We start from the raw sequence: 17720 nt of genomic DNA, 5'->3' as shown, positions 1-17720 counted from the left end.
CGGTCTGTTTTGAAAGTCTGCAGATTACCCTAAAATAAAGCTATAAGAACGAGGACAACGAAAGGCGGTGAGAAAAAATGCAGAATAGAAAAGGTAACGGACTTGCTATTGCGCTGATTGTTATTGGAGCGGTTATGCTGCTTGGGGTGCTGCCCCACCTGATACACGGAATTTTCGGAATTCTGTTCCCGGTATTGCTGGTAGCTCTCGGATATTACGGAATCAAAAGCGGACGCAAAATTATCGGCTGGATTGTATTGTTCATCGGTGTCATGGCTTTGATCTCGAAGCTTTCCTGGATCATCGGTCCACTGCTCGGGGTTGCGCTGGTTGTCTGGGGCATCTCGGTGCTGAGGGGCAGAAGCGGCAGAACATACTAAGCATAGAAGCTGTAAAATTTACTTAATTAGAAGCAGGGAGGGAGCAGGAAATCATGAGTGTTTTTCGCCGCATGAGGGATATTACCGTAGCTAATCTAAATGAAAAACTGGAACAAAGTCAGGACCCGGTGAAGCTGATTGATCAATTCTTACATTCAACCCGTGAGGAGATCGCCGAAGCCGAAAGATTGTACCAGCAGTACGCTGCCCATACGAAGCAGCTTCAGGTACAGGTAAATCAGGCTACAGCCATGAGAAACAAACGTGAAGAGCAGGCGCTGCTGGCACTGAAGGCCGGAGAGGATAATCTGGCGAAGATGGCTCTGCAGGAGAAGATTATTCACGAAGAGAAGCTGGAGCAGTACAGCGGACTGCTGGAACAAAGCCAGGGATCGCTGTATGAACTGGAAAGCCAGCTGAATGAGCTGAAGGTTGAGTATCAGACAGTATATAACAAGCGCCAGTATTATGCGGCACGGATGGAGTCATTGAGACTTCAGCAGCGCATGAACCAGAGGGCAACTGCTTACGGCAGCGGCAGCGACGTTCCCAAGATGTTCGGCCGGCTTGAAGACCGGATGAACGACTGGGAGCTGGAAGCGAAGAGTCTGCGGGATCTACGCCGCATGGGCCAGGAATACGCAGTGCAGGCCGGCGAGACAGTAGCAACTGTATTGGAAAGAGAAATGGCTAAGCTCAAGGAGAAGCTTAACAATGGCGGAAAGGAGTAGTGCTATGACCCGGTTGTATCGTTCAACCCGCGACAAGGTAATGACAGGGCTGGCTGGAGGATTGTCCGAGACACTCGGCATTGATTCTACCCTGTTCCGGATTCTGCTGCTCGTCAGCATTCCCTTTACCGGAGGCGCAACCATACTTGTATATTTCATTGCAGCACTGATCATTCCGAAGGAGCCGACGCAGTATAATCCGTTCGGTCCCGGACCGGGAGCACCCGGCGGACCTTATGGCGGCCATTACGGCGGCCCCGGATATGGAAGCGGCCCGCAGGGCCCGCATGGACAGGGCGGCTACGGCGGACCTGGCGGACAGCCAGGCTATAACCCGAATCCGGGTTATAACAAAGCAAACAGCTATCCCGGCCAGGATTCCGGCCTGGATGCCATGATGAAGGATATTGAGAAGAAGGCACTGCAAAAAGAAGTGGAAGAGCTCAAACAAAAACTTGCTAAATACGAGAAGGGAGAAGTTTAATCATGGGAGTATTTCAACGGATTAAGGATATGACAAAGGCGTCGGTAAACGACCTGCTGGATAAAGTAGAGGACCCAATCGTAATGCTGAACCAGTATCTGCGCGATATGGAGGCTGAAATTCACGAGGCTGAGGTTACGGTTGCCAAGCAGATGGCCAATGAGCGCCGCATGAAGCAGCGTGTTGAGGAAGCTGCCAAAATGTCCGGACAGCGCGGAGCCCAGGCTGAGCTGGCCCTCAAGAACGGACAGGAAGAGGTAGCCCGCAAGCTGCTGGAAGAAAAAATCTACTTCGACCAGAAGCAAGTGGAATACGGCGATCTTCATGCCCAGGCAGAAGTGCAGGCTAAGGAACTGGTACAGCAGCTCCATGACATGAAGGATGAATTCTACAAGCTGCGCAACAAGCGCAACGAGCTGGTATCCCGCGCTCAGATGGCCAAGGCCAAGAAGCAGATGTCGCAGATCAGCAGCGTGCATTCCATTGAAAGCGGCAGCGCATCCCTCGGCTTCCACCGTATGGAAGAAAAGATCATGCAGCTTGAAGCAGAAGCAGACGTTATGCGTGCCCCTTACAGCCCGTCCTCCGGCCTGTACAACAAGCCGGTTGATGCTGAGAAGCAGCTGAAGGTGGAGGAGCAGCTTGCCGCTCTGAAGAATAAATTGAATCCTACATCTGCACCATCCCTGGACAAAAAAGAAGACTAAGCCCTGTTCCTAAAAAGCAGGCAGGTATGATATGCTGAACAAGGTAAAAAGCCATACGGTATGGGTCACCATACCGGTATGGCTTTTGTAGTGATGCGCTGCTGTAAAGAACGGCTTATTTGCGGGTAGTATGTATTTTAACTTTGAAAATAAGGCAGAGGGATCTGATTCCTCTGTTATTGCTATATACTTGGACTTACGATGACAGTTTTGCTTCGCAAAACGTAGAAAATGCTTACGAAGATAGTTTTGCTTCGCAAAACTTTTAGGAGGTGCGCTATGGATAAACGGAACCGTCTGATTGCCATCGGATTGATTGGCGTGGGCTGCTTGATGATATTTGGCAAATGGATCGGATTTTTCTCCGTTGTTGCGCTCCTGTTCCTGCTGCTTGGGATTTACCGTACAACCTCAGGCAAGGTCAAACAGGGCTATAAGCTGCTGGGGATCGGCGCAGTTCTGCTGCTGCTCGATCATCTGCTGCTGGTGCTGGGCATCTGTCTGATTTCGCTGGGCGCATTCTATGTGAAATCGAAACGGCTGCAGCAGGGCAAGGTGTTCATGCAGAAGCAGGGCTTTTCATCCCGTTTCGATTGGGATCTGTCACCCTGGGTGATGAGATGCCTGAGTGCCTGGCATGTGCTTGGGGAAGCCGATGTCGATCTGTCGCTGGCAATTGCTGAGGATAAGGAAACCATCATGCTGTTTCAGGGCATATTCGGGGATATGGATATCCATCTGTCAGATGACTACGGCGTAGAGATTGAAGCCTTCGTGCTGTTTGGCTCCATTGAGTTCGGCAGCCACCGCGATACAGGCATGATGAACCGGCTGAACTGGAAGTCCGCCAACTACGAGACCAGCCCGAATAAGGTGAAGTTCAGTATTTCCTATCTGATGGGGGATCTGGATATAACGAAGCCCTGACCGCGGCATGTATTGATTACAAGAGAGAAGGAGGCTCCTGCACGTGGATAAAAAGAACAGCAGCATGGTGACGCGCAGCATGGGTGAAGGGGCTTTGTTCTCCTTTGTCATGCTGCTGGTTTTCTTGTACATTATGTATACATATGGTTATTTGCAGCCCTTTGAAAATTGGGAGATTGGTATACGCACCACAGTAACGCTGATCCTCCTGCCGGTGGTCTTCGGCGTGGGCTACGGCTTCTTTCAGAGCTTCCGCTTCAAGCGCAGGCTGGAGCGGCTGCGCGGAACCTTGGTCGCCTGGGAAAAGGGCAACCTTACCCCGGCAATGCCGGTTCTCGGCAGCGATGAGCTGGGCCGGCTGGGCGAGCAGCTTGGCCGGATCAGCGGCAAGTGGGAGAACCAGGTGAACACGCTGCAGCGGCTGTCGACCAACAATGCCAAGCTGGCCGAGCAGGCCCGGGTATCGGCGATTATCGAGGAGCGGCAGCGTCTGGCACGCGAGCTGCATGATGCCGTATCCCAGCAGCTGTTCGCCATCTCGATGACTGCTACGGCTGTGGGCCGGACGCTGGAGAAGGATTTTGATAAGGCCCAGCGCCAGATTGCCCTGATCGAGGAGATGGCTGCGGTGGCCCAGTCGGAGATGCGTGCGCTGCTGCTGCATCTGCGCCCGGTGTACCTGGAGGGCAAGGGGCTTGAGCAGGGGCTGCAGGAGCTGATCAAAGAGCTGCAGATCAAGGTGCCGATGGAGATTATTTTTGAGATGGATCCGGATGTACAGCTGCTTAAAGGTGTCGAGAATCATTTGTTCCGTATTGTGCAGGAAGCGATATCGAACACCCTGCGCCATGCCAAGGCGGAGAAAATGGAAATCCGGCTGCATCGGCGCGGCGATGCTGTTAGGCTGACACTGCGTGATGACGGTGTCGGCTTTGAGATCGATGACGGCAAGCTGACCTCTTACGGGCTGTCGAATATGCAGGAGCGGATAGCGGAAACCGGCGGCTCCATACAGTTTATTACGGCGCCAGGCAAAGGGATGCGGATTGAAATTACTGTACCGATGGTCAATGAATAAGGAGGCAAGGCAGCCATGGAAACAGAAGAAATCAAGGTTCTGCTGGTGGATGATCATGAAATGGTACGGATCGGACTTGCCGCAGTGCTTGGAACAGAAGATGGTATAGAAGTAGTAGGTGAAGCCGGAAGCGGTGAGGAAGGCATCCGGCTGGCCCAGGAATATAATCCGGATGTAGTGCTGATGGATCTGGTCATGGAAGGCATGGACGGCATTGAGACCACCAAACGGCTGCTTAAGCTGTATCCCGACTGCAAGGTTATCGTGCTTACCAGCTATCTGGATGATGAGAAGATGTATCCGGTAATTGAAGCCGGAGCGTTCAGCTATCTGTTGAAAACCTCGCGCGCCAGTGAAGTGGCGGATGCCATCCGCGCTGCTGCCAGAGGACAATCCGTGCTGGAGTCCCAGGTCGCATCCAAGATGATGAACCGCTTCCGCAATAACGCCAAAGTAGAAGCTCCTGCCTACAAGGAGCTTACAGAACGCGAGATGGAAGTGCTGAAGCTGCTGGCCCAGGGCAAATCCAACCAGGATATCGCCGATCAGCTGATCATCGGGATCAAGACCGTGAAGTTCCATGTAACCAACATTCTAGCCAAGCTGGGAGTCGAGGACCGGACCCAGGCGGCTATTTACGCGTATAAGAACGGGCTGGCGGAGTAAATTCGGCCCACAGGTCGCGTACGGGATGGAGCATTCCTGCTTGGCACGGCTGGGCGGCGAAATGAGAGGCAGAAATGCCTCAGATTCCGGCTCTGATGGCCAAATGTGCGAAATTAGAGGCAGAAATGCCTCTGATTTCGGCTTTGATGGCCAAATGTGCGAAATGAGAGGCAACAATGCCTCTGATTTGGGCTCGGGTGGGCAAATGGTCGAAATGAGGGGCAAAAATGCCTCTGATTCGGGCTCCGGTGGCTCAATGGGCGAAATGAGAGGCAGAAATGCCTCTGATTCGGGCTCGGTTGGGCAAATGGGCGAATTGAGAGGCAATAGTGCCTCTGATTCCGGTTAACAAGGCTGTTTTTCGTTAGCATAAGGGGAATTTTCCCTCTAAATTAGCCTACATAGGCTGAAGATAGCCAAATTTGAGGGATTATTCCCTGTATATTCGCCGAGAACGAGGGTGATAAGCAGACTTAAGGGGAATTTTCCCTCTAATTAGCTCATCGAAGGTTTTTAAAGCCAACATAAAGGGAATATTCCCTTTATGTTGGCTTTTGTGCATAGAAGGCGTCTCGTCTGATGCGAACGAGTAATAGGCATATTTCAATCCTTCTAAATCAAGTTCAACACCCGAAGCGTATGGATGCACACTAAATCGTAATACCCTGTAAGGTAAGTTTTAAAATTTAGCATGGTTCTGGCAAGCAAGTATATCTCCTCCCGAATCAGGCTATCCTTTCTAGTAGATTGCTAGATTGGATGAGAGAGGGAGATGCGGAATGCTGCTGGGGAAACATGGACAAGGGACGGGGAAGTTAACGCTGGTCATCATTGGCCTCAGCCTGCTGGTGCTGCTGCTTGCGGGGTTCGCGAGCGGGGCCGGCCGCATGAATACTGAGGAAGCCGCAGCGGAAACCAATCTGTCCGCAAGCCCGGAACAGCTGCTCCGCTCACTGGAGCTTCTGACCTCGGCCGGCCGGGAGGTAACTGCCGCCGGCTCTCCGCTGCGGCTGGTTGTAAAATGGCAGGGAGAATACAGCGGTAAAGCTACGGCTCCTACTAATGCGGCAGATCAGGAAGAAGGACCTGCAGCTGCAGCAGCCCGGCTGGCCGAACAGCTCGGACTCGGCATGCCGGAGGCCGCTGAAGAAGACGGTCACGTAACCTACAGAGCCTCCCGCACGCTGGATTCACACAGCAGCATGTCATTGTTCTGGAGTGAGCTGGGCGAGGGCGCAAGCTATGTAATTGTGACTGTGGAAGCACAGGACCTGCTGCAGGCAGCTGCATTTCAGACTGCAGTAGCAGATGCCGGAGTGCAGCTGCTGGCCGCCGGCATCACAGCGGAGTGGAATGCTTCGCTGCAAGGTACATCGCTGGTAGAGGAATCACCCGGTGAAGCGCTTGAACGGGTAGAGGGGGCCATTGCTGAGCGGCTGGATGGGCTAGATGCAATGGAAAGCTACGAGGATGACGCAACCAGCAGCCGTTCGTACGGTATCACTGGTGCACAGAGATATGTGAACAGCGGTGAGCATAGATTAGCCCTGCAGGCTGCCGTACACAAGAACAGCAATGACAACAGTAACCGCGTGACCATCGGACTGCCGCTGATTACGATTGAATATTAACGGATGCATCCTGCACAATTATCGTCATAATCCGCTGTAATTCTGCATATCCTAACAGAAAGCTCCGCAGACCGGGCTCCGGCTTTGCGGAGCTTTTTGCTGAAGGTATAATAGGTAAGGTGGGCATAAGCCCAAAATCCGGCTGCAGACTATAAGCATCAGTATGAAAATGAATAAAAAAGAGTAATGGAAAATTGCGAAAACCCGAGAAAAACTGTCAGGAATGTGATAGCATCCTTACGGCGAATATGATAAAATGACATCACGCCGTTATACGGTTTGTTGAGAATGATTGTCAATAACTATATTACATACAGAGAGATGAGGAGCCATGGCTGAAAATCAAACCCTTGATGCATTGCACACACCCGGTGCTGTATTCTTTATTTTTGGGGCAACCGGAGATCTGGCCCGCCGCAAGCTTTTCCCGGCGATATACAGCTTGTACCGCGAAGGCAAGCTGACACATGATTTTGCGGTAATTGGCGTGGCTCGGCGTCCCCGCACCCAGGAGGAATTTCACGAGGATGTGAAGGAATCCATCCGTGAATTCTGCCGTTATCAGATAGCCGATGCTGCTGAATGGAACGAATTTGTTCAACATTTTGAATATAAATCACTGGACATCAACAATGTTGACGGCTTCCGTGAGCTGAATGCTCAGACGGAGCTGCTTGAAGAGAAGTTCCAGATCCCGGGCAACCGGATGTTCTATCTGGCTCTGGCCCCTGAGCTGTTCGGCAGCGTCTCGTTCAACCTCAAGGCAGGAGGCATGCTGCAGGGCGCAGGCTGGAACCGTCTCGTTATCGAGAAACCATTCGGCTACAACCTGGAGTCTGCCGAGCAGCTGAATGAGCAGATCCGCCAGGTATTCAAAGAAGAAGAGATCTACCGGATTGACCACTATCTCGGCAAGGAAATGGTGCAGAACATTGAGGTTATCCGTTTTGCCAATGCGTTCTTTGAGCCGCTGTGGAACAACAAGCATATTGCCAACATTCAGATTACCCTTGGCGAAACAGTCGGGGTAGAGGAGCGCGGCGGGTACTATGATCATGCCGGAGCATTGCGCGATATGGGGCAGAACCATATATTGCAGCTGCTGACGATGATTGCAATGGAGCCGCCAAGCCGTCTGCTGGCTGAGGATATCCGTGATGAGAAGGTGAAGGTGCTCCGTTCGCTGCGTCCGTATTCTTCCTCAGAGGAAGTGCGCGAGAACGTGGTGCGCGGTCAATATACCCAGGGCCTCTACAAAGGCAAGAGCCTGCCGGCTTACCGCCAGGAGGATAAGGTAGATCCTGAATCCAATACCGAGACGTATTTTGCAGCACGTATCTTTGTAGACAATTTCCGCTGGGCGGGGGTTCCATTCTACATTCGTACAGGCAAACGCCTGCCGGTGAAGACGACGGAAGTGGTGGTTGAGTTCAAGGGTATGCCAACGAACGTATACCTGGGCCAAAAGCATAAGCTTGAGCCGAACCTGCTCGTTATCCGCGTTAACCCGATGGAAGGCATCTATGTGAAGATCAATGCTAAGAAGCCGGGCTCGGAATCAGAAATCCAGCCGCTCGCAATGGACTTCTGCCAGAGCTGCATGGTTGGCATTAACTCGCCGGAGGCCTATGAGCGTCTGCTGCATGATGCGGCACGCGGCGACTCGACCTATTTTACCCGCTGGGATGAAGTGTCCTCGGCCTGGTCATTTGTAGACCGGATCGCCACAGCGTGGAAGGAAGAGAGCAATGATCTGGCCTCCTACCCTGCAGGCTCATGGGGCCCGGTAGAAGCAGATCAGCTGCTGGATCAGGACGGCTTCCACTGGTGGCCGGTGAACGGACAGGATGAAGATAATGTGGTATGGCGTGTGAACAGCTAATACCCGTATAAGCTGAAATCAGTGAATCCCCCTCGCAGAAGCGCAGGGGGATTTTTGTGGTACGCCCGGCACGGGCGTCAACTTCGGGGTGGAGTCCTCACACCCCGGCTTAAAAGCTCATGATTCCTACAAAAGCCGGAATAGACGCACAACTTTATTAAAGGATATCACCCTAAAAAATGTCAATAATCAATATCACGATTAAATGGATTTAGATTGTTTTTATTCCTGAATATGTATATAAAATGAATCATCTGTTGTTTTATTTACAAATGGGAAAATTCCTATATAATCCCATAATATAATATGTTTTTTACATATTATTATATTTAAGGAAGGGAAGGAGGCGGAAATTATGCTAAAAGAAAAGAAAATTACTTTGCAGGCACCTGACTATGCAGATGTGTGCAAAAGATCGAGATCAGCTACTACTCTAGATGTTGAGTTTGAAGAATTCGAGGCAGAGCTCCTGGCGGCTATCGAACTGGAAGAAAAACAGTCAGAAACTGCACTACTTTCAGCCAAATAATACCGGTACTTACACAGGAGAGAGGGGGTTTCCCCTCTCCCATCCGGAACGGGAGGATTAACCATGCTGTACAGACAGTCGAAGTTTGCGAATGTCTTCGATAAAGAAGAAAATTATGTGTTTTTTAATGCCCATACCATGGGGTTGTTTGAGCTCCCAGATGAGGGATATGAGGCATACCAGGCCTATAAAACTCCACGTCCATTAGCGGAGGACAGTTACAGCCTGGATCTGGCGGAGCAGAAATTTCTTGTCCCGTGTGAGCATGATGAATTTGCAGAGGCAAAGCTCCAGCGGCGCACCCGCAGAGACGTTAACAAGCGGATAAGAAAGAACAGAATTGGTTACATGCGTATTTCCTTGACAGAACTGTGCAATCTGAATTGTACCTATTGTTTTGTGAATGATATTTACCAGAATAAAGGCTCAATGAGCATTGAGGCCTTCGAGGATACCATGAAATGGTTTATTGGACAGAATCAGAACGCCGCTCCCATTCTGCAGTATTTTGGAGGGGAGCCGCTAATTCGTATGGATCTGATTAAACGCGGACATGAAATGCTGGAGGAAGCCCAAAGGAACGGCCAAATCACAGGTTTTACCGAAGAAATCGTCACGAACGGGACACTCGTTTCCGAGGAGAACGCCCGTTACTTTTATGAGAAGAAAATAATGCTTGTTTTTAGTATTGACGGATGGAAAGAGATTAATGATAAGAACAGAATCTATCATAACGGGACCGGCAGCTATGATGCTATTGTCAGAGGCGTACATCATTTCAGAAATGCAGGGGGAAGACTCTCGGGAATCATTACTCCAACTAAAGAAAACCTGGATATTTTCTCAGAGATTATTACCCATTTAGTAGAGGATATAGGTTTCACCGAGATTAGCGTTAATACGCCGCAGCCGAATGAGCATGGCTGGGATATCGACGGTGCAGCGTTAGGAGAGGCTATTATTAAAGCCTGGATGTATTGCGATAAGGTAAATGTCCCGTTTAACCACCCCGGAAACAACATTGTATTTCTCGTGAATAATCAATTTCCGCAAACCAATTCATGTATGAATCTTACCTACGGGCAGGCCGAGAACTCCTGGGGGGTTTATGTCACAAGCGATGGCCAGGTCTCCAAGTGCGTTGTAGAATGCGACGAAAGATGCACCTCCAATTTCAGCGATTTTTCTCTGGATGAGGCCTTTATTGACTGGCATTTCGATGATCATAGCAGTAAGGCCTGTCTGCATTGTGTCGGCTATAACATTTGCGGCGGGCCGTGCACGTTCGAAGCGATCGTAAGAGAAGGCAAGCTGAATCCAGAAAAGTGCAAATTTTTTAAAAGCGTTATCCCTTGGGCAGTGACTAAATAAAAGGGGGAACAAGCTGTATGCTGCATAAGAGAGTCCTTATAGCAGAACTGCAAGCGCACTCTGGTGAATGCTCATTGGCAGGCTGGGTGAAGGAAATCAACCCGCAGGGATTTATGCTGTGGGATATGACGGGTGAGATGATGATCTGCTGCAATTCTGACCAGCTGGAGATCAGGGATGTAGTTGCAGTTGAGGTTAGTTTGGAAGAGGAAGCAGAAGAGCCTCGCTTATCTTTAATCGCAACCAGGCTAGAGGTACTTAATACGTCCACACGGGCTGTTAAAGGTTCTTACGTCAATAATGAGTATACCTATCTTAAATTTTTTGAACATAAGAACATTCGGCTGGCTAAAAAAATAAATGAGATGGAGCAGCAGATCAGACAATTTCTCTGTGGCCGTTACTTCATTGAGACAAGAAATCCGCTGCTCTGGACAAGTGTGCAAGAATACGGCTTTAATGAATTCAAGGTTTACAATGTGCTTTCCCGCCAATTCGAACATACCCTGCTGCAATCCCCTAATATTCTAAATCTGCTGAACAATATAGGCGGCCTGGAACGGATATTTCAATTCCACCCCTGTTTCCGGCTGTCGGAAGAAAGTGCCGAGGTCAAAACGGATGCTTTGGTAGAGTTTACCCAACTGGCAATAAATTGCGACTTTTGTACAAATGAAGAGGGAAAGGCACTTATTGAAGAAATGCTCAGGCACCTTTGCCTGCAATGCTTTGATGTTGAAATCTCCACTCCGTTTCCGGTGCTGGATTATAAGGAATCAATGCGCCTCTATGGCTCTGATAAGCCTGATTTCAGATACCGGGAATTTCTTCAGCCAAAATATACGGAATTCAGCTTGGATAGCAGCAATACATATAAAACACTAATAATTCCTTATTCCCTGCCCGAAACAGTCCTTCAATTTATTGCGGGCAGAGCCGAGAAGCTGGCGGTCTCAGGATATTCAATATTGAGGATTGCCGAAAACCGGCTGTCCCATAGAAATGGCAGAACCCTTGACCTAGCTCAATTCAAAACTTTTTTCGAAGGGATTACTCAAGTTGATACAGGTGAAATTCTGCTTATGGAGGGATCAGAGCCGCTAGTTTCGGCCTTCTTCTCGTCCATTCTCCGCTCATTAAACAGGGGGCGGCCAACTGAGAAATATTCCTTTTGCTGGATTGAGAATTATCCGTATATTGAAGCAGGTACACCCGGACAGGAGCCGCTGGAGGGAATAGGGCAGAATATTTTTACGAAGCGTCTTGGGCAGGAAAGTAAAGGAATTGATCTCATTCTGAATGGTGTAGAAATTGCCAGCGGCAGTGAAAAAGAATACAGGGTGAAGGAGTTTTTACAATCCCTGGAGCTATTACAGGTAAGCGAGGAGCATTATACCTACTACCTGGATGCTTTGAAAAGCGGTTCACCTCCGGTTTTTACCATAGGCATCGGCTGGGAGAGGCTGTTGTGGAAGCTTATGGACACGCAGGAGCTGCAGGACGTAATGATTTTTCCCAAGGATCAGAACGGACAAAGCTATTTATTCCGGAATGATGGAGCGGTTGCATATGATGAAGCCAACGCGTGAATATCTTGTAGACCAGTACATTCAATTATCCAGCTGCCTTTACCCAAGTATGGCTATTAAATGGGGAATCGACAGACAGGAGCTGTTCATCTTTTCAGAGGACAATCTCCACAGGGTGATGGCTGAATACAAGAAGCTTCTGGGGCTGGCGGAATTGCTGGAGGAAGGTAGCCAGAAGCCGATACAGTCTTTGACGAGGACACTCAAACTGCGGATATTCGAGCTTGAAGAATTGCAGTCATGGCGGACTCCGGTATTCTATATTCAACATTCGCTGCGGACGATATCGTTGTTAGGGAGAACCTATGAAGCTGTCTTTTCAGCGGATATCCGAAGTGATCTTTTAGCTGCATACATCCGCTCACTCCAGCCATTCTACGCCGCGGCGGTCCGGAATTTATCTGAAGCATCCGTCACTAAGCTGGATTGCATCCTCGGGCTTAGACAGCTGGAGGAGGAGCTGAAGCAGATTCTGCTAATGGCGGGTGGGCTTAGCCTCCCGGACGGAACGGTGGAAATGCTCAAGCAGGAGGCAGAAAAATTCCGGGCATATCTGATCAGCCGGCAAGAGGAGAGCATCACCTTTATGCGGGGCATAGGAGAGGAACGCTTTAGAACCTATATCGCACTGGAATCGGGAATCAGGATGGATTTCCAGCGGTTTTTAAAGGATATGGAGACTGAAATGGATGAGTATGATTGTACAACGGACATTAGCCGGAATGCTGCCGGGGAGCGCAGTAAGGTGTTGTCGCTTGAAGCGCAGCTAGAGCATGTGTTCCATGCAGGCAAAGCATTAATGGAGGCTGATACAGAAGAGTTTCTGCAGCACGTGGCCACTGCCGATATGAAGGATCTGAAATACAAACAGCCCGGACGGTTGGCGTATTTACGGTCCTATTTGCTGAAAGAAAAAGCCGTAAAGGGCGCCTTGATCTATGACCCGGCGAAATTGAACGATTTTAGTATGACCCTGGGGCTTGTGCATGAGATTTTTCCGGGACATCATTACTCCAAATTCGTCCAATCACGGGAGAATATGATTGAAAGCACGGTAATGGACAATTTGATAATAGAAGAGGGCTGGGCAAAGTATTGTGAATACAGCTTGAGCCACTTTATTCTTCAGGATGCGGATTTAATCGCGGAGTTCAGACAGGGCTTAAGAAAATCACTGCTGCTTGCCATCTCAACCGTACTTATCCACTCCTGCGGATACAGCTTCAATCAGGCTGCCGACCGGCTCGCCGGCTATTGTGAAGGCCGTGAGTCAGCTTCCCGGCTAAGGAGTATATGCCTGCAGGCCTACAGTGCTCCTATTGAAAGTATTTCCTATGCTTTGGGCTTTGCTGCTGTTCGTGCGGGATTAAAGAAGCATGAGCATATTACTGACGATGATTTTTTGGATTTGTTCAGAAACGGGGAGAAATTATATGAAGACATTACCAGCTCATAAGCAGTACAGCATTTTTGTAGGCGTCATGCTCTCCGGATACAATCTGGCGGATAAGCTGTACGGAGCAGTGTATATCGTGCTGATGAGTATGAGAGGGATTGATCCGCTGCAAATCAGTATTGTGTTTGCAGTGTCCTCGTTGTCATTGGCGATTTTTGATTATCCCAGCGGGAATCTATCCGATTTATTCGGTCGGAAGAAATTAACCGCTATCGGTTTCTTTACTTGGGGCATAGGCTTATGCCTGTTTGCTTTTGCCTCTAATCTCATGCTGTTCATCGTTTCTGCGGTCATTATGTCATTGGGGGTAGCCTTAATCTCCGGATCACCTCAGGCGTGGTATATTGATAAGCTGGATGATCTCGGTATGCTGGATTATAAGAATGTGGTGCTGCCCCGCTTAAACGGCTTTATCTCCGCATTTGCTATTGTCGGTGCCTTTCTGGCAACGGTAAGCAGCAATGTTCACCTGTATCTACCTGTTGCAATAGCAGGGATTGTGGCCATCGGTCTTGGTATCTACGCCTGGTTCCGGTTCACTGATAACTATGGGGAACGAACGGAAGAGAATATTTTTAAAGAGGTATATAATACCTCAGTAGACTTTGCCAAGAATAAGCTAATGCGGTTTATATTACTGAAAAGTATATTCAGCCATGCGGGGCTGCTCGCATTCCTGCTCACCTGGCAGGTATACGGTGTTAATGAACTGCATATGTCAGTAAGCTATCTGGGAATTATTCTAGTCGTTTTCATGGCGGTCATGAGCGTATCCAGCTTTTTTGTATCTTATCTGGCTAAACGGAAAGTCTCTCCCGTTAAAATTATAACTGGTGGCACCTTAATTTCTGCTCTGGGACTACTGCTTGTAGGATTGTTTCCTAACCCGGTTGTATTTGTCGGGGGCCTGATTCTATTCGAGTTTGGGCTTGCTATGGAATCCTCCTGTTTTGGCGCTTGGGTTCAGGATTTTATTCCTAGAAGTAAACGTGCCACCTTCTCCTCAGGTCTATCCGCGTTGAAATCCCTTGCTGGTTTTGCTATCACCTTGGTCCTTGGGTTGCTTACCGAACGGCTGGGATACTCTTTCATTTGGTATTTGGGTGCGGCCAGCTTGCTGATTTCCATTACCGTGTTAATTTATTTGAACGCTAAACATGTACGGATCGGGGTGAATCAGGCTGAGGCAGAGCAGCCGGCTTTATGAAGCCAGAGGTATTTGGACAAGAACCGGATTTTTTCAGTGACAGGAAGACTGTTATTCTATTTGATCCGCCAGAATCGGTGTATGTACGTTCTGTAGTGGATGAGCTTCGGATGCAGCCTGGAGAAGAAATCCGGACTATCCGGACAGCCGCTGTATCCGAATGTATTCAGCCGGAATTTCTGGAAGGATATATAGGGCAGAAAGTGTTGTTTATGCTATTTCCCTTCTCTGAAAATTCATCGACAGCACCTGCTGTACATCATTTTATTAACCGTTGCGAAGCGCTGAAGCTGCCTCTGATTCTAATGGATGACCCAACGCTGTACGTACCGCAGCATTATGCAGACGCTGTAATCCGGCTATATCAAAAAGCCATCAGTTTTGATTATGCTGCGCTAGGCAGGAGAAACCGCCATGTTCAAAGTATTTTGTTACAGGGGGCCAGCTACCGGCTCCACAGCAGCCTGGGAACCGATTTGAAATTTGCAAGAGACCGGGAAAATGAAATCCTGATGGAAAACTGTCAATTTAGCGAGCATGAACATCTTTTTCAGCTTCCGGGAGGCGAGGTGTTTTTTGCTCCCCAGCCCTATACTGCGCAGGGAGAAATTATTTATGCAGTTGCCGGAGGTTTGCGGAGCGTATCCATTCAGGACGGGATGGCCTTTTTCAGTTCCGGTGAATATAAGGGGATTCCGGTTCCCTTGGCAGAGTTCGGCATCGGCACTAATGCCGACTTAGCCAACCTGCGCTTTATGCCCAGTTACGAGAAGCTTTGGGGAACCTGTCATCTCGGATTCGGACATAACCGGAATATGCAGGGGATATTTGAAAGACCCTATCACTTTGATATTGTGCTGGAATCGTTCACCTTAAGCATCGATGGGAAAAGGGTTGATTTTTATGATTCATAATCTACAAATTCCGGAGAGAGAGGTGCTGCTGCCGGAAATCCGAATTTCGGTTATTTGCAGAGCGGCCCTTCTTGCCATTACGTACGAGGCTGTATTTAAGGAGAGTCTGGCTGCAATGGAGTTTATGCTGGACAGTTCCTACACTATCCATTTAATATGCGTTGATGCTGAGGAAGTTTATTTTGAGAGAACAGGACTTCAAGTACGGATTAAAGCGTTAAGGCTGTTTAATAAGGTCAGCGTTTCCTACAGTAAAATACAGGGGGATAACTTCTTACGCCTGCTTCCCGGCAGCATCCATTTTCCCTCCATTTCCCCTGGGCTGAATTATAACGCATATTTGTCCATAAAGAGCGATGTGCCCTTTGTTACCAATGCCGAAGAGGTTTGCGGAAAGTATACAATCAATGATTTAAGCCGTTTGGTCATTGCTGATTGTAATGCCCCCAATGAGCGAAAGCTCAATATTGAGATTAGCGGAAGAAGTGTGTCTGTCTCTGAGCCGACGCTTTCCTTGTTTGGCAGGGCTGATTTGGCAGGGGAGCTATCGCAATTTTTAGACTTTTATTATTCTCTTTTTGGACGCCCGCTGGAGTGCCGGATCGTCGATATTGAGAATTTGCAGGTTAATGCAATTTCATGTAAAAATCTAATCCTGGTAGATGGATGCATGTGTGCCAAGCCTCTTGTATTTCTTTATAAGTACCTTTTTCACGAAATCATTCACCAGGAGCTCGGGCTGACGACCGTCTTTGTTGGCCGGGGACGGCATTGGCTTCTGGAAAGCTTAACGGAGTATCTGCAGCTGTGTTATCTAAAAACCAGGTTTGGAGAGGCTTTTTTTGACAGGCAACTTCAATATTATAAGAATTTATATGAGGCAAATATCGCTGGTACCAACACTACGATTTCTGAATTTGAACCCCATATGGAGGAACAAACGTTTTTGGCGCTGATCTGCGGGAAAGGCGTTCTGGCGTTTAATCTGCTGTTCCAGTTAAAGATAATAAATATGACCATTCTGAAGCAACTCATTGATTCCTTTGATGATTGCGGACAAGTGGTTTCACTTGAATTGTTTATCGATCTTTTAGGGCAATACGCCGGCAGGGAGCTATCTGGTTTTGTCAGTGAGTGGATAGGCCCCATTGACAGGAGGGAGTAAATGATTGATCGGCTTGGATTCATTCTAACGTCCAAATGTAATCTTAAATGCCAATATTGCTATTATAATAATGATATTTATCCTTCCCTTAACGATAATTTGAAGCTTGAGGATATTACCTCATTCCTGCAGCGGGTAAAGGAGGTCACTCCGGTTAAGTCGTTGCTGCTGACCGGCGGTGAGCCACTCAGCATGGGGTATATTATAGAACTGATTAGTTTTGCAGCCAGCCGGGTGCAGGATATTATGCTATTAACGAATGGGACGCTCATTACAGAAGAACTGCTTCAGCAGCTTATAGCACACCGGGTACATCTCGGCATTACACTTGACAGTCTAAATAAAGCTTATACCGACCAATATCGCGGACGCTACACAAAGGTAATGGAAGTTCTGCATATGATTTATGAGCAGCATTACTCGGATCATGTGGACTTAAATGTAACGATTTCACCTGAAAATGTGGAGGATATTGTCGAAGTGATTGCTTATGCCGCCGAACGGGGCTTTGGTGTAAACTTAAATCTTATGGATTCGGAGGATATTTTGTCCTGGAACAAGGCCTCCCCGGAGGTAATAGAAAAGGCTTTGACGATTTTTAAGGAGTTTTATGCGTATGAGGAGCGTCAGTACCATTACAGACTTGCAGAATTTACTTTGAAAAAAAAGTCGCGGACGATTCCAAAATGTTACTTTTCAGCAAAAACACTAATTATTGATTCCGACAGAACGGTTTATCCGTGTTTTCATAATAAATCTTCATTGGGGCAAATGGACGATCCTATTACAGATATTATAAATAAGCATAGCGAATTTATCGCGTTGCATCAATCGGGCGTCACTTGTTACAGAAATGCTTGCTATTCCTTATTCTGAAAAAAGAACTGACACTGATAACTTATCGGTGTCTTTTTGTATTGATATTGGGTTGATGCTGCCTCACTTTGTATGAATCGGTCCATTTTAACAACTTATTTGAGTTCCGCCGCTTTTTTGTAGATAA

General features: G+C 48.4%; 18 protein-coding genes. All 18 read left to right on the top strand.

Features of this window, described 5'->3' with window-relative positions; all coding sequences use genetic code 11:
- Positions 1 to 77: 77 nt before the first annotated feature.
- The 18 genes from R70723_RS26840 to R70723_RS26760 all read left to right on the top strand — a co-directional run bounded on the left by R70723_RS26840 (position 78) and on the right by R70723_RS26760 (position 17593).
- On the top strand, positions 78 to 380 hold the full coding sequence (locus R70723_RS26840) for a LiaF transmembrane domain-containing protein (RefSeq protein ID WP_039877083.1): 303 nt from the start codon (positions 78 to 80) through the stop codon (positions 378 to 380).
- A 53-nt stretch (positions 381 to 433) separates the two neighbouring features.
- Complete coding sequence (locus R70723_RS26835) at positions 434 to 1111, top strand: PspA/IM30 family protein (protein WP_039877081.1); 678 nt, start codon at positions 434 to 436, stop codon at positions 1109 to 1111.
- Between the two features lie 4 nt (positions 1112 to 1115).
- Positions 1116 to 1595, top strand: a complete 480-nt coding sequence (locus R70723_RS26830; RefSeq protein ID WP_039877079.1) for a PspC domain-containing protein — start codon at positions 1116 to 1118, stop codon at positions 1593 to 1595.
- A gap of 2 nt (positions 1596 to 1597) precedes the next feature.
- A complete protein-coding gene (locus tag R70723_RS26825) occupies positions 1598 to 2302 on the top strand; it encodes a PspA/IM30 family protein (protein ID WP_039877077.1) in 705 nt (234 codons plus the stop codon).
- A gap of 279 nt (positions 2303 to 2581) precedes the next feature.
- On the top strand, positions 2582 to 3229 hold the full coding sequence (gene liaF / locus R70723_RS26820) for a cell wall-active antibiotics response protein LiaF (protein WP_039877076.1): 648 nt from the start codon (positions 2582 to 2584) through the stop codon (positions 3227 to 3229).
- 64 nt (positions 3230 to 3293) lie between these two features.
- A complete protein-coding gene (locus tag R70723_RS26815) occupies positions 3294 to 4307 on the top strand; it encodes a sensor histidine kinase (RefSeq protein WP_039879330.1) in 1014 nt (337 codons plus the stop codon).
- Between the two features lie 15 nt (positions 4308 to 4322).
- Positions 4323 to 4973 carry a response regulator gene (locus R70723_RS26810; protein ID WP_039877072.1) on the top strand — a complete coding sequence of 217 codons (651 nt, stop codon included), beginning with the start codon at positions 4323 to 4325 and terminating at the stop codon, positions 4971 to 4973.
- 40 nt (positions 4974 to 5013) lie between these two features.
- Entirely contained in the window at positions 5014 to 5322 is a 309-nt protein-coding gene (locus R70723_RS26805) for a hypothetical protein (protein WP_039877070.1), read from the top strand.
- A 430-nt stretch (positions 5323 to 5752) separates the two neighbouring features.
- Positions 5753 to 6604, top strand: a complete 852-nt coding sequence (locus tag R70723_RS26800) for a YwmB family TATA-box binding protein (protein ID WP_039877069.1) — start codon at positions 5753 to 5755, stop codon at positions 6602 to 6604.
- Between the two features lie 331 nt (positions 6605 to 6935).
- Positions 6936 to 8486 (top strand): glucose-6-phosphate dehydrogenase, encoded by a 1551-nt coding sequence (gene zwf, locus R70723_RS26795; RefSeq protein ID WP_039877068.1) that lies wholly within the window; start codon positions 6936 to 6938, stop codon positions 8484 to 8486.
- A gap of 355 nt (positions 8487 to 8841) precedes the next feature.
- Entirely contained in the window at positions 8842 to 9015 is a 174-nt protein-coding gene (locus R70723_RS33630) for a hypothetical protein (RefSeq protein ID WP_156123851.1), read from the top strand.
- 63 nt (positions 9016 to 9078) lie between these two features.
- On the top strand, positions 9079 to 10386 hold the full coding sequence (locus tag R70723_RS26790) for a radical SAM protein (RefSeq protein ID WP_039877067.1): 1308 nt from the start codon (positions 9079 to 9081) through the stop codon (positions 10384 to 10386).
- A gap of 17 nt (positions 10387 to 10403) precedes the next feature.
- Positions 10404 to 11975: an amino acid--tRNA ligase-related protein gene (locus tag R70723_RS26785; RefSeq protein ID WP_039877066.1), complete on the top strand. Its 1572-nt coding sequence runs from the start codon at positions 10404 to 10406 to the stop codon at positions 11973 to 11975.
- Positions 11956 to 13431 carry a hypothetical protein gene (locus R70723_RS26780; protein WP_039877064.1) on the top strand — a complete coding sequence of 492 codons (1476 nt, stop codon included), beginning with the start codon at positions 11956 to 11958 and terminating at the stop codon, positions 13429 to 13431. The genes R70723_RS26785 and R70723_RS26780 overlap by 20 nt, the downstream gene beginning before the upstream one ends.
- Positions 13352 to 14638, top strand: a complete 1287-nt coding sequence (locus R70723_RS26775; RefSeq protein WP_081957500.1) for an MFS transporter — start codon at positions 13352 to 13354, stop codon at positions 14636 to 14638. The genes R70723_RS26780 and R70723_RS26775 overlap by 80 nt, the downstream gene beginning before the upstream one ends.
- Positions 14635 to 15552: a M29 family metallopeptidase gene (locus R70723_RS26770; RefSeq protein ID WP_039877059.1), complete on the top strand. Its 918-nt coding sequence runs from the start codon at positions 14635 to 14637 to the stop codon at positions 15550 to 15552. Before R70723_RS26775 ends, R70723_RS26770 begins: the two co-directional genes overlap by 4 nt.
- Positions 15542 to 16717: a gluzincin family metallopeptidase gene (locus R70723_RS26765; RefSeq protein ID WP_039877056.1), complete on the top strand. Its 1176-nt coding sequence runs from the start codon at positions 15542 to 15544 to the stop codon at positions 16715 to 16717. The genes R70723_RS26770 and R70723_RS26765 overlap by 11 nt, the downstream gene beginning before the upstream one ends.
- Positions 16718 to 17593, top strand: a complete 876-nt coding sequence (locus tag R70723_RS26760) for a radical SAM protein (protein WP_039877054.1) — start codon at positions 16718 to 16720, stop codon at positions 17591 to 17593.
- The last annotated feature ends 127 nt before the right edge of the window (positions 17594 to 17720 follow it).

The organism is Paenibacillus sp. FSL R7-0273, assembly GCF_000758625.1.
In the GTDB taxonomy this organism is placed as follows: Bacteria; Bacillota; Bacilli; order Paenibacillales; family Paenibacillaceae; genus Paenibacillus_AQ.
This window is presented reverse-complemented; position numbering and strand designations above follow the sequence as displayed.

Bases quoted from the DNA above. Each gene is read 5' to 3' on its own strand.
- R70723_RS26770 (WP_039877059.1), top strand. From the start codon at position 14,635: ATGAAGCCAGAGGTATTTGGACAAGAACCGGATTTTTTCAGTGACAGG.
- liaF (WP_039877076.1), top strand. From the start codon at position 2,582: ATGGATAAACGGAACCGTCTGATTGCCATCGGATTGATTGGCGTGGGC.
- R70723_RS26835 (WP_039877081.1), top strand. From the start codon at position 434: ATGAGTGTTTTTCGCCGCATGAGGGATATTACCGTAGCTAATCTAAAT.
- R70723_RS26815 (WP_039879330.1), top strand. From the start codon at position 3,294: ATGGTGACGCGCAGCATGGGTGAAGGGGCTTTGTTCTCCTTTGTCATG.
- R70723_RS26780 (WP_039877064.1), top strand. From the start codon at position 11,956: ATGATGAAGCCAACGCGTGAATATCTTGTAGACCAGTACATTCAATTA.
- R70723_RS33630 (WP_156123851.1), top strand. From the start codon at position 8,842: ATGCTAAAAGAAAAGAAAATTACTTTGCAGGCACCTGACTATGCAGAT.
- R70723_RS26800 (WP_039877069.1), top strand. From the start codon at position 5,753: ATGCTGCTGGGGAAACATGGACAAGGGACGGGGAAGTTAACGCTGGTC.
- R70723_RS26840 (WP_039877083.1), top strand. From the start codon at position 78: ATGCAGAATAGAAAAGGTAACGGACTTGCTATTGCGCTGATTGTTATT.
- R70723_RS26825 (WP_039877077.1), top strand. From the start codon at position 1,598: ATGGGAGTATTTCAACGGATTAAGGATATGACAAAGGCGTCGGTAAAC.
- R70723_RS26765 (WP_039877056.1), top strand. From the start codon at position 15,542: ATGATTCATAATCTACAAATTCCGGAGAGAGAGGTGCTGCTGCCGGAA.
- zwf (WP_039877068.1), top strand. From the start codon at position 6,936: ATGGCTGAAAATCAAACCCTTGATGCATTGCACACACCCGGTGCTGTA.
- R70723_RS26830 (WP_039877079.1), top strand. From the start codon at position 1,116: ATGACCCGGTTGTATCGTTCAACCCGCGACAAGGTAATGACAGGGCTG.
- R70723_RS26760 (WP_039877054.1), top strand. From the start codon at position 16,718: ATGATTGATCGGCTTGGATTCATTCTAACGTCCAAATGTAATCTTAAA.
- R70723_RS26785 (WP_039877066.1), top strand. From the start codon at position 10,404: ATGCTGCATAAGAGAGTCCTTATAGCAGAACTGCAAGCGCACTCTGGT.
- R70723_RS26790 (WP_039877067.1), top strand. From the start codon at position 9,079: ATGCTGTACAGACAGTCGAAGTTTGCGAATGTCTTCGATAAAGAAGAA.
- R70723_RS26810 (WP_039877072.1), top strand. From the start codon at position 4,323: ATGGAAACAGAAGAAATCAAGGTTCTGCTGGTGGATGATCATGAAATG.
- R70723_RS26775 (WP_081957500.1), top strand. From the start codon at position 13,352: ATGAGCATATTACTGACGATGATTTTTTGGATTTGTTCAGAAACGGGG.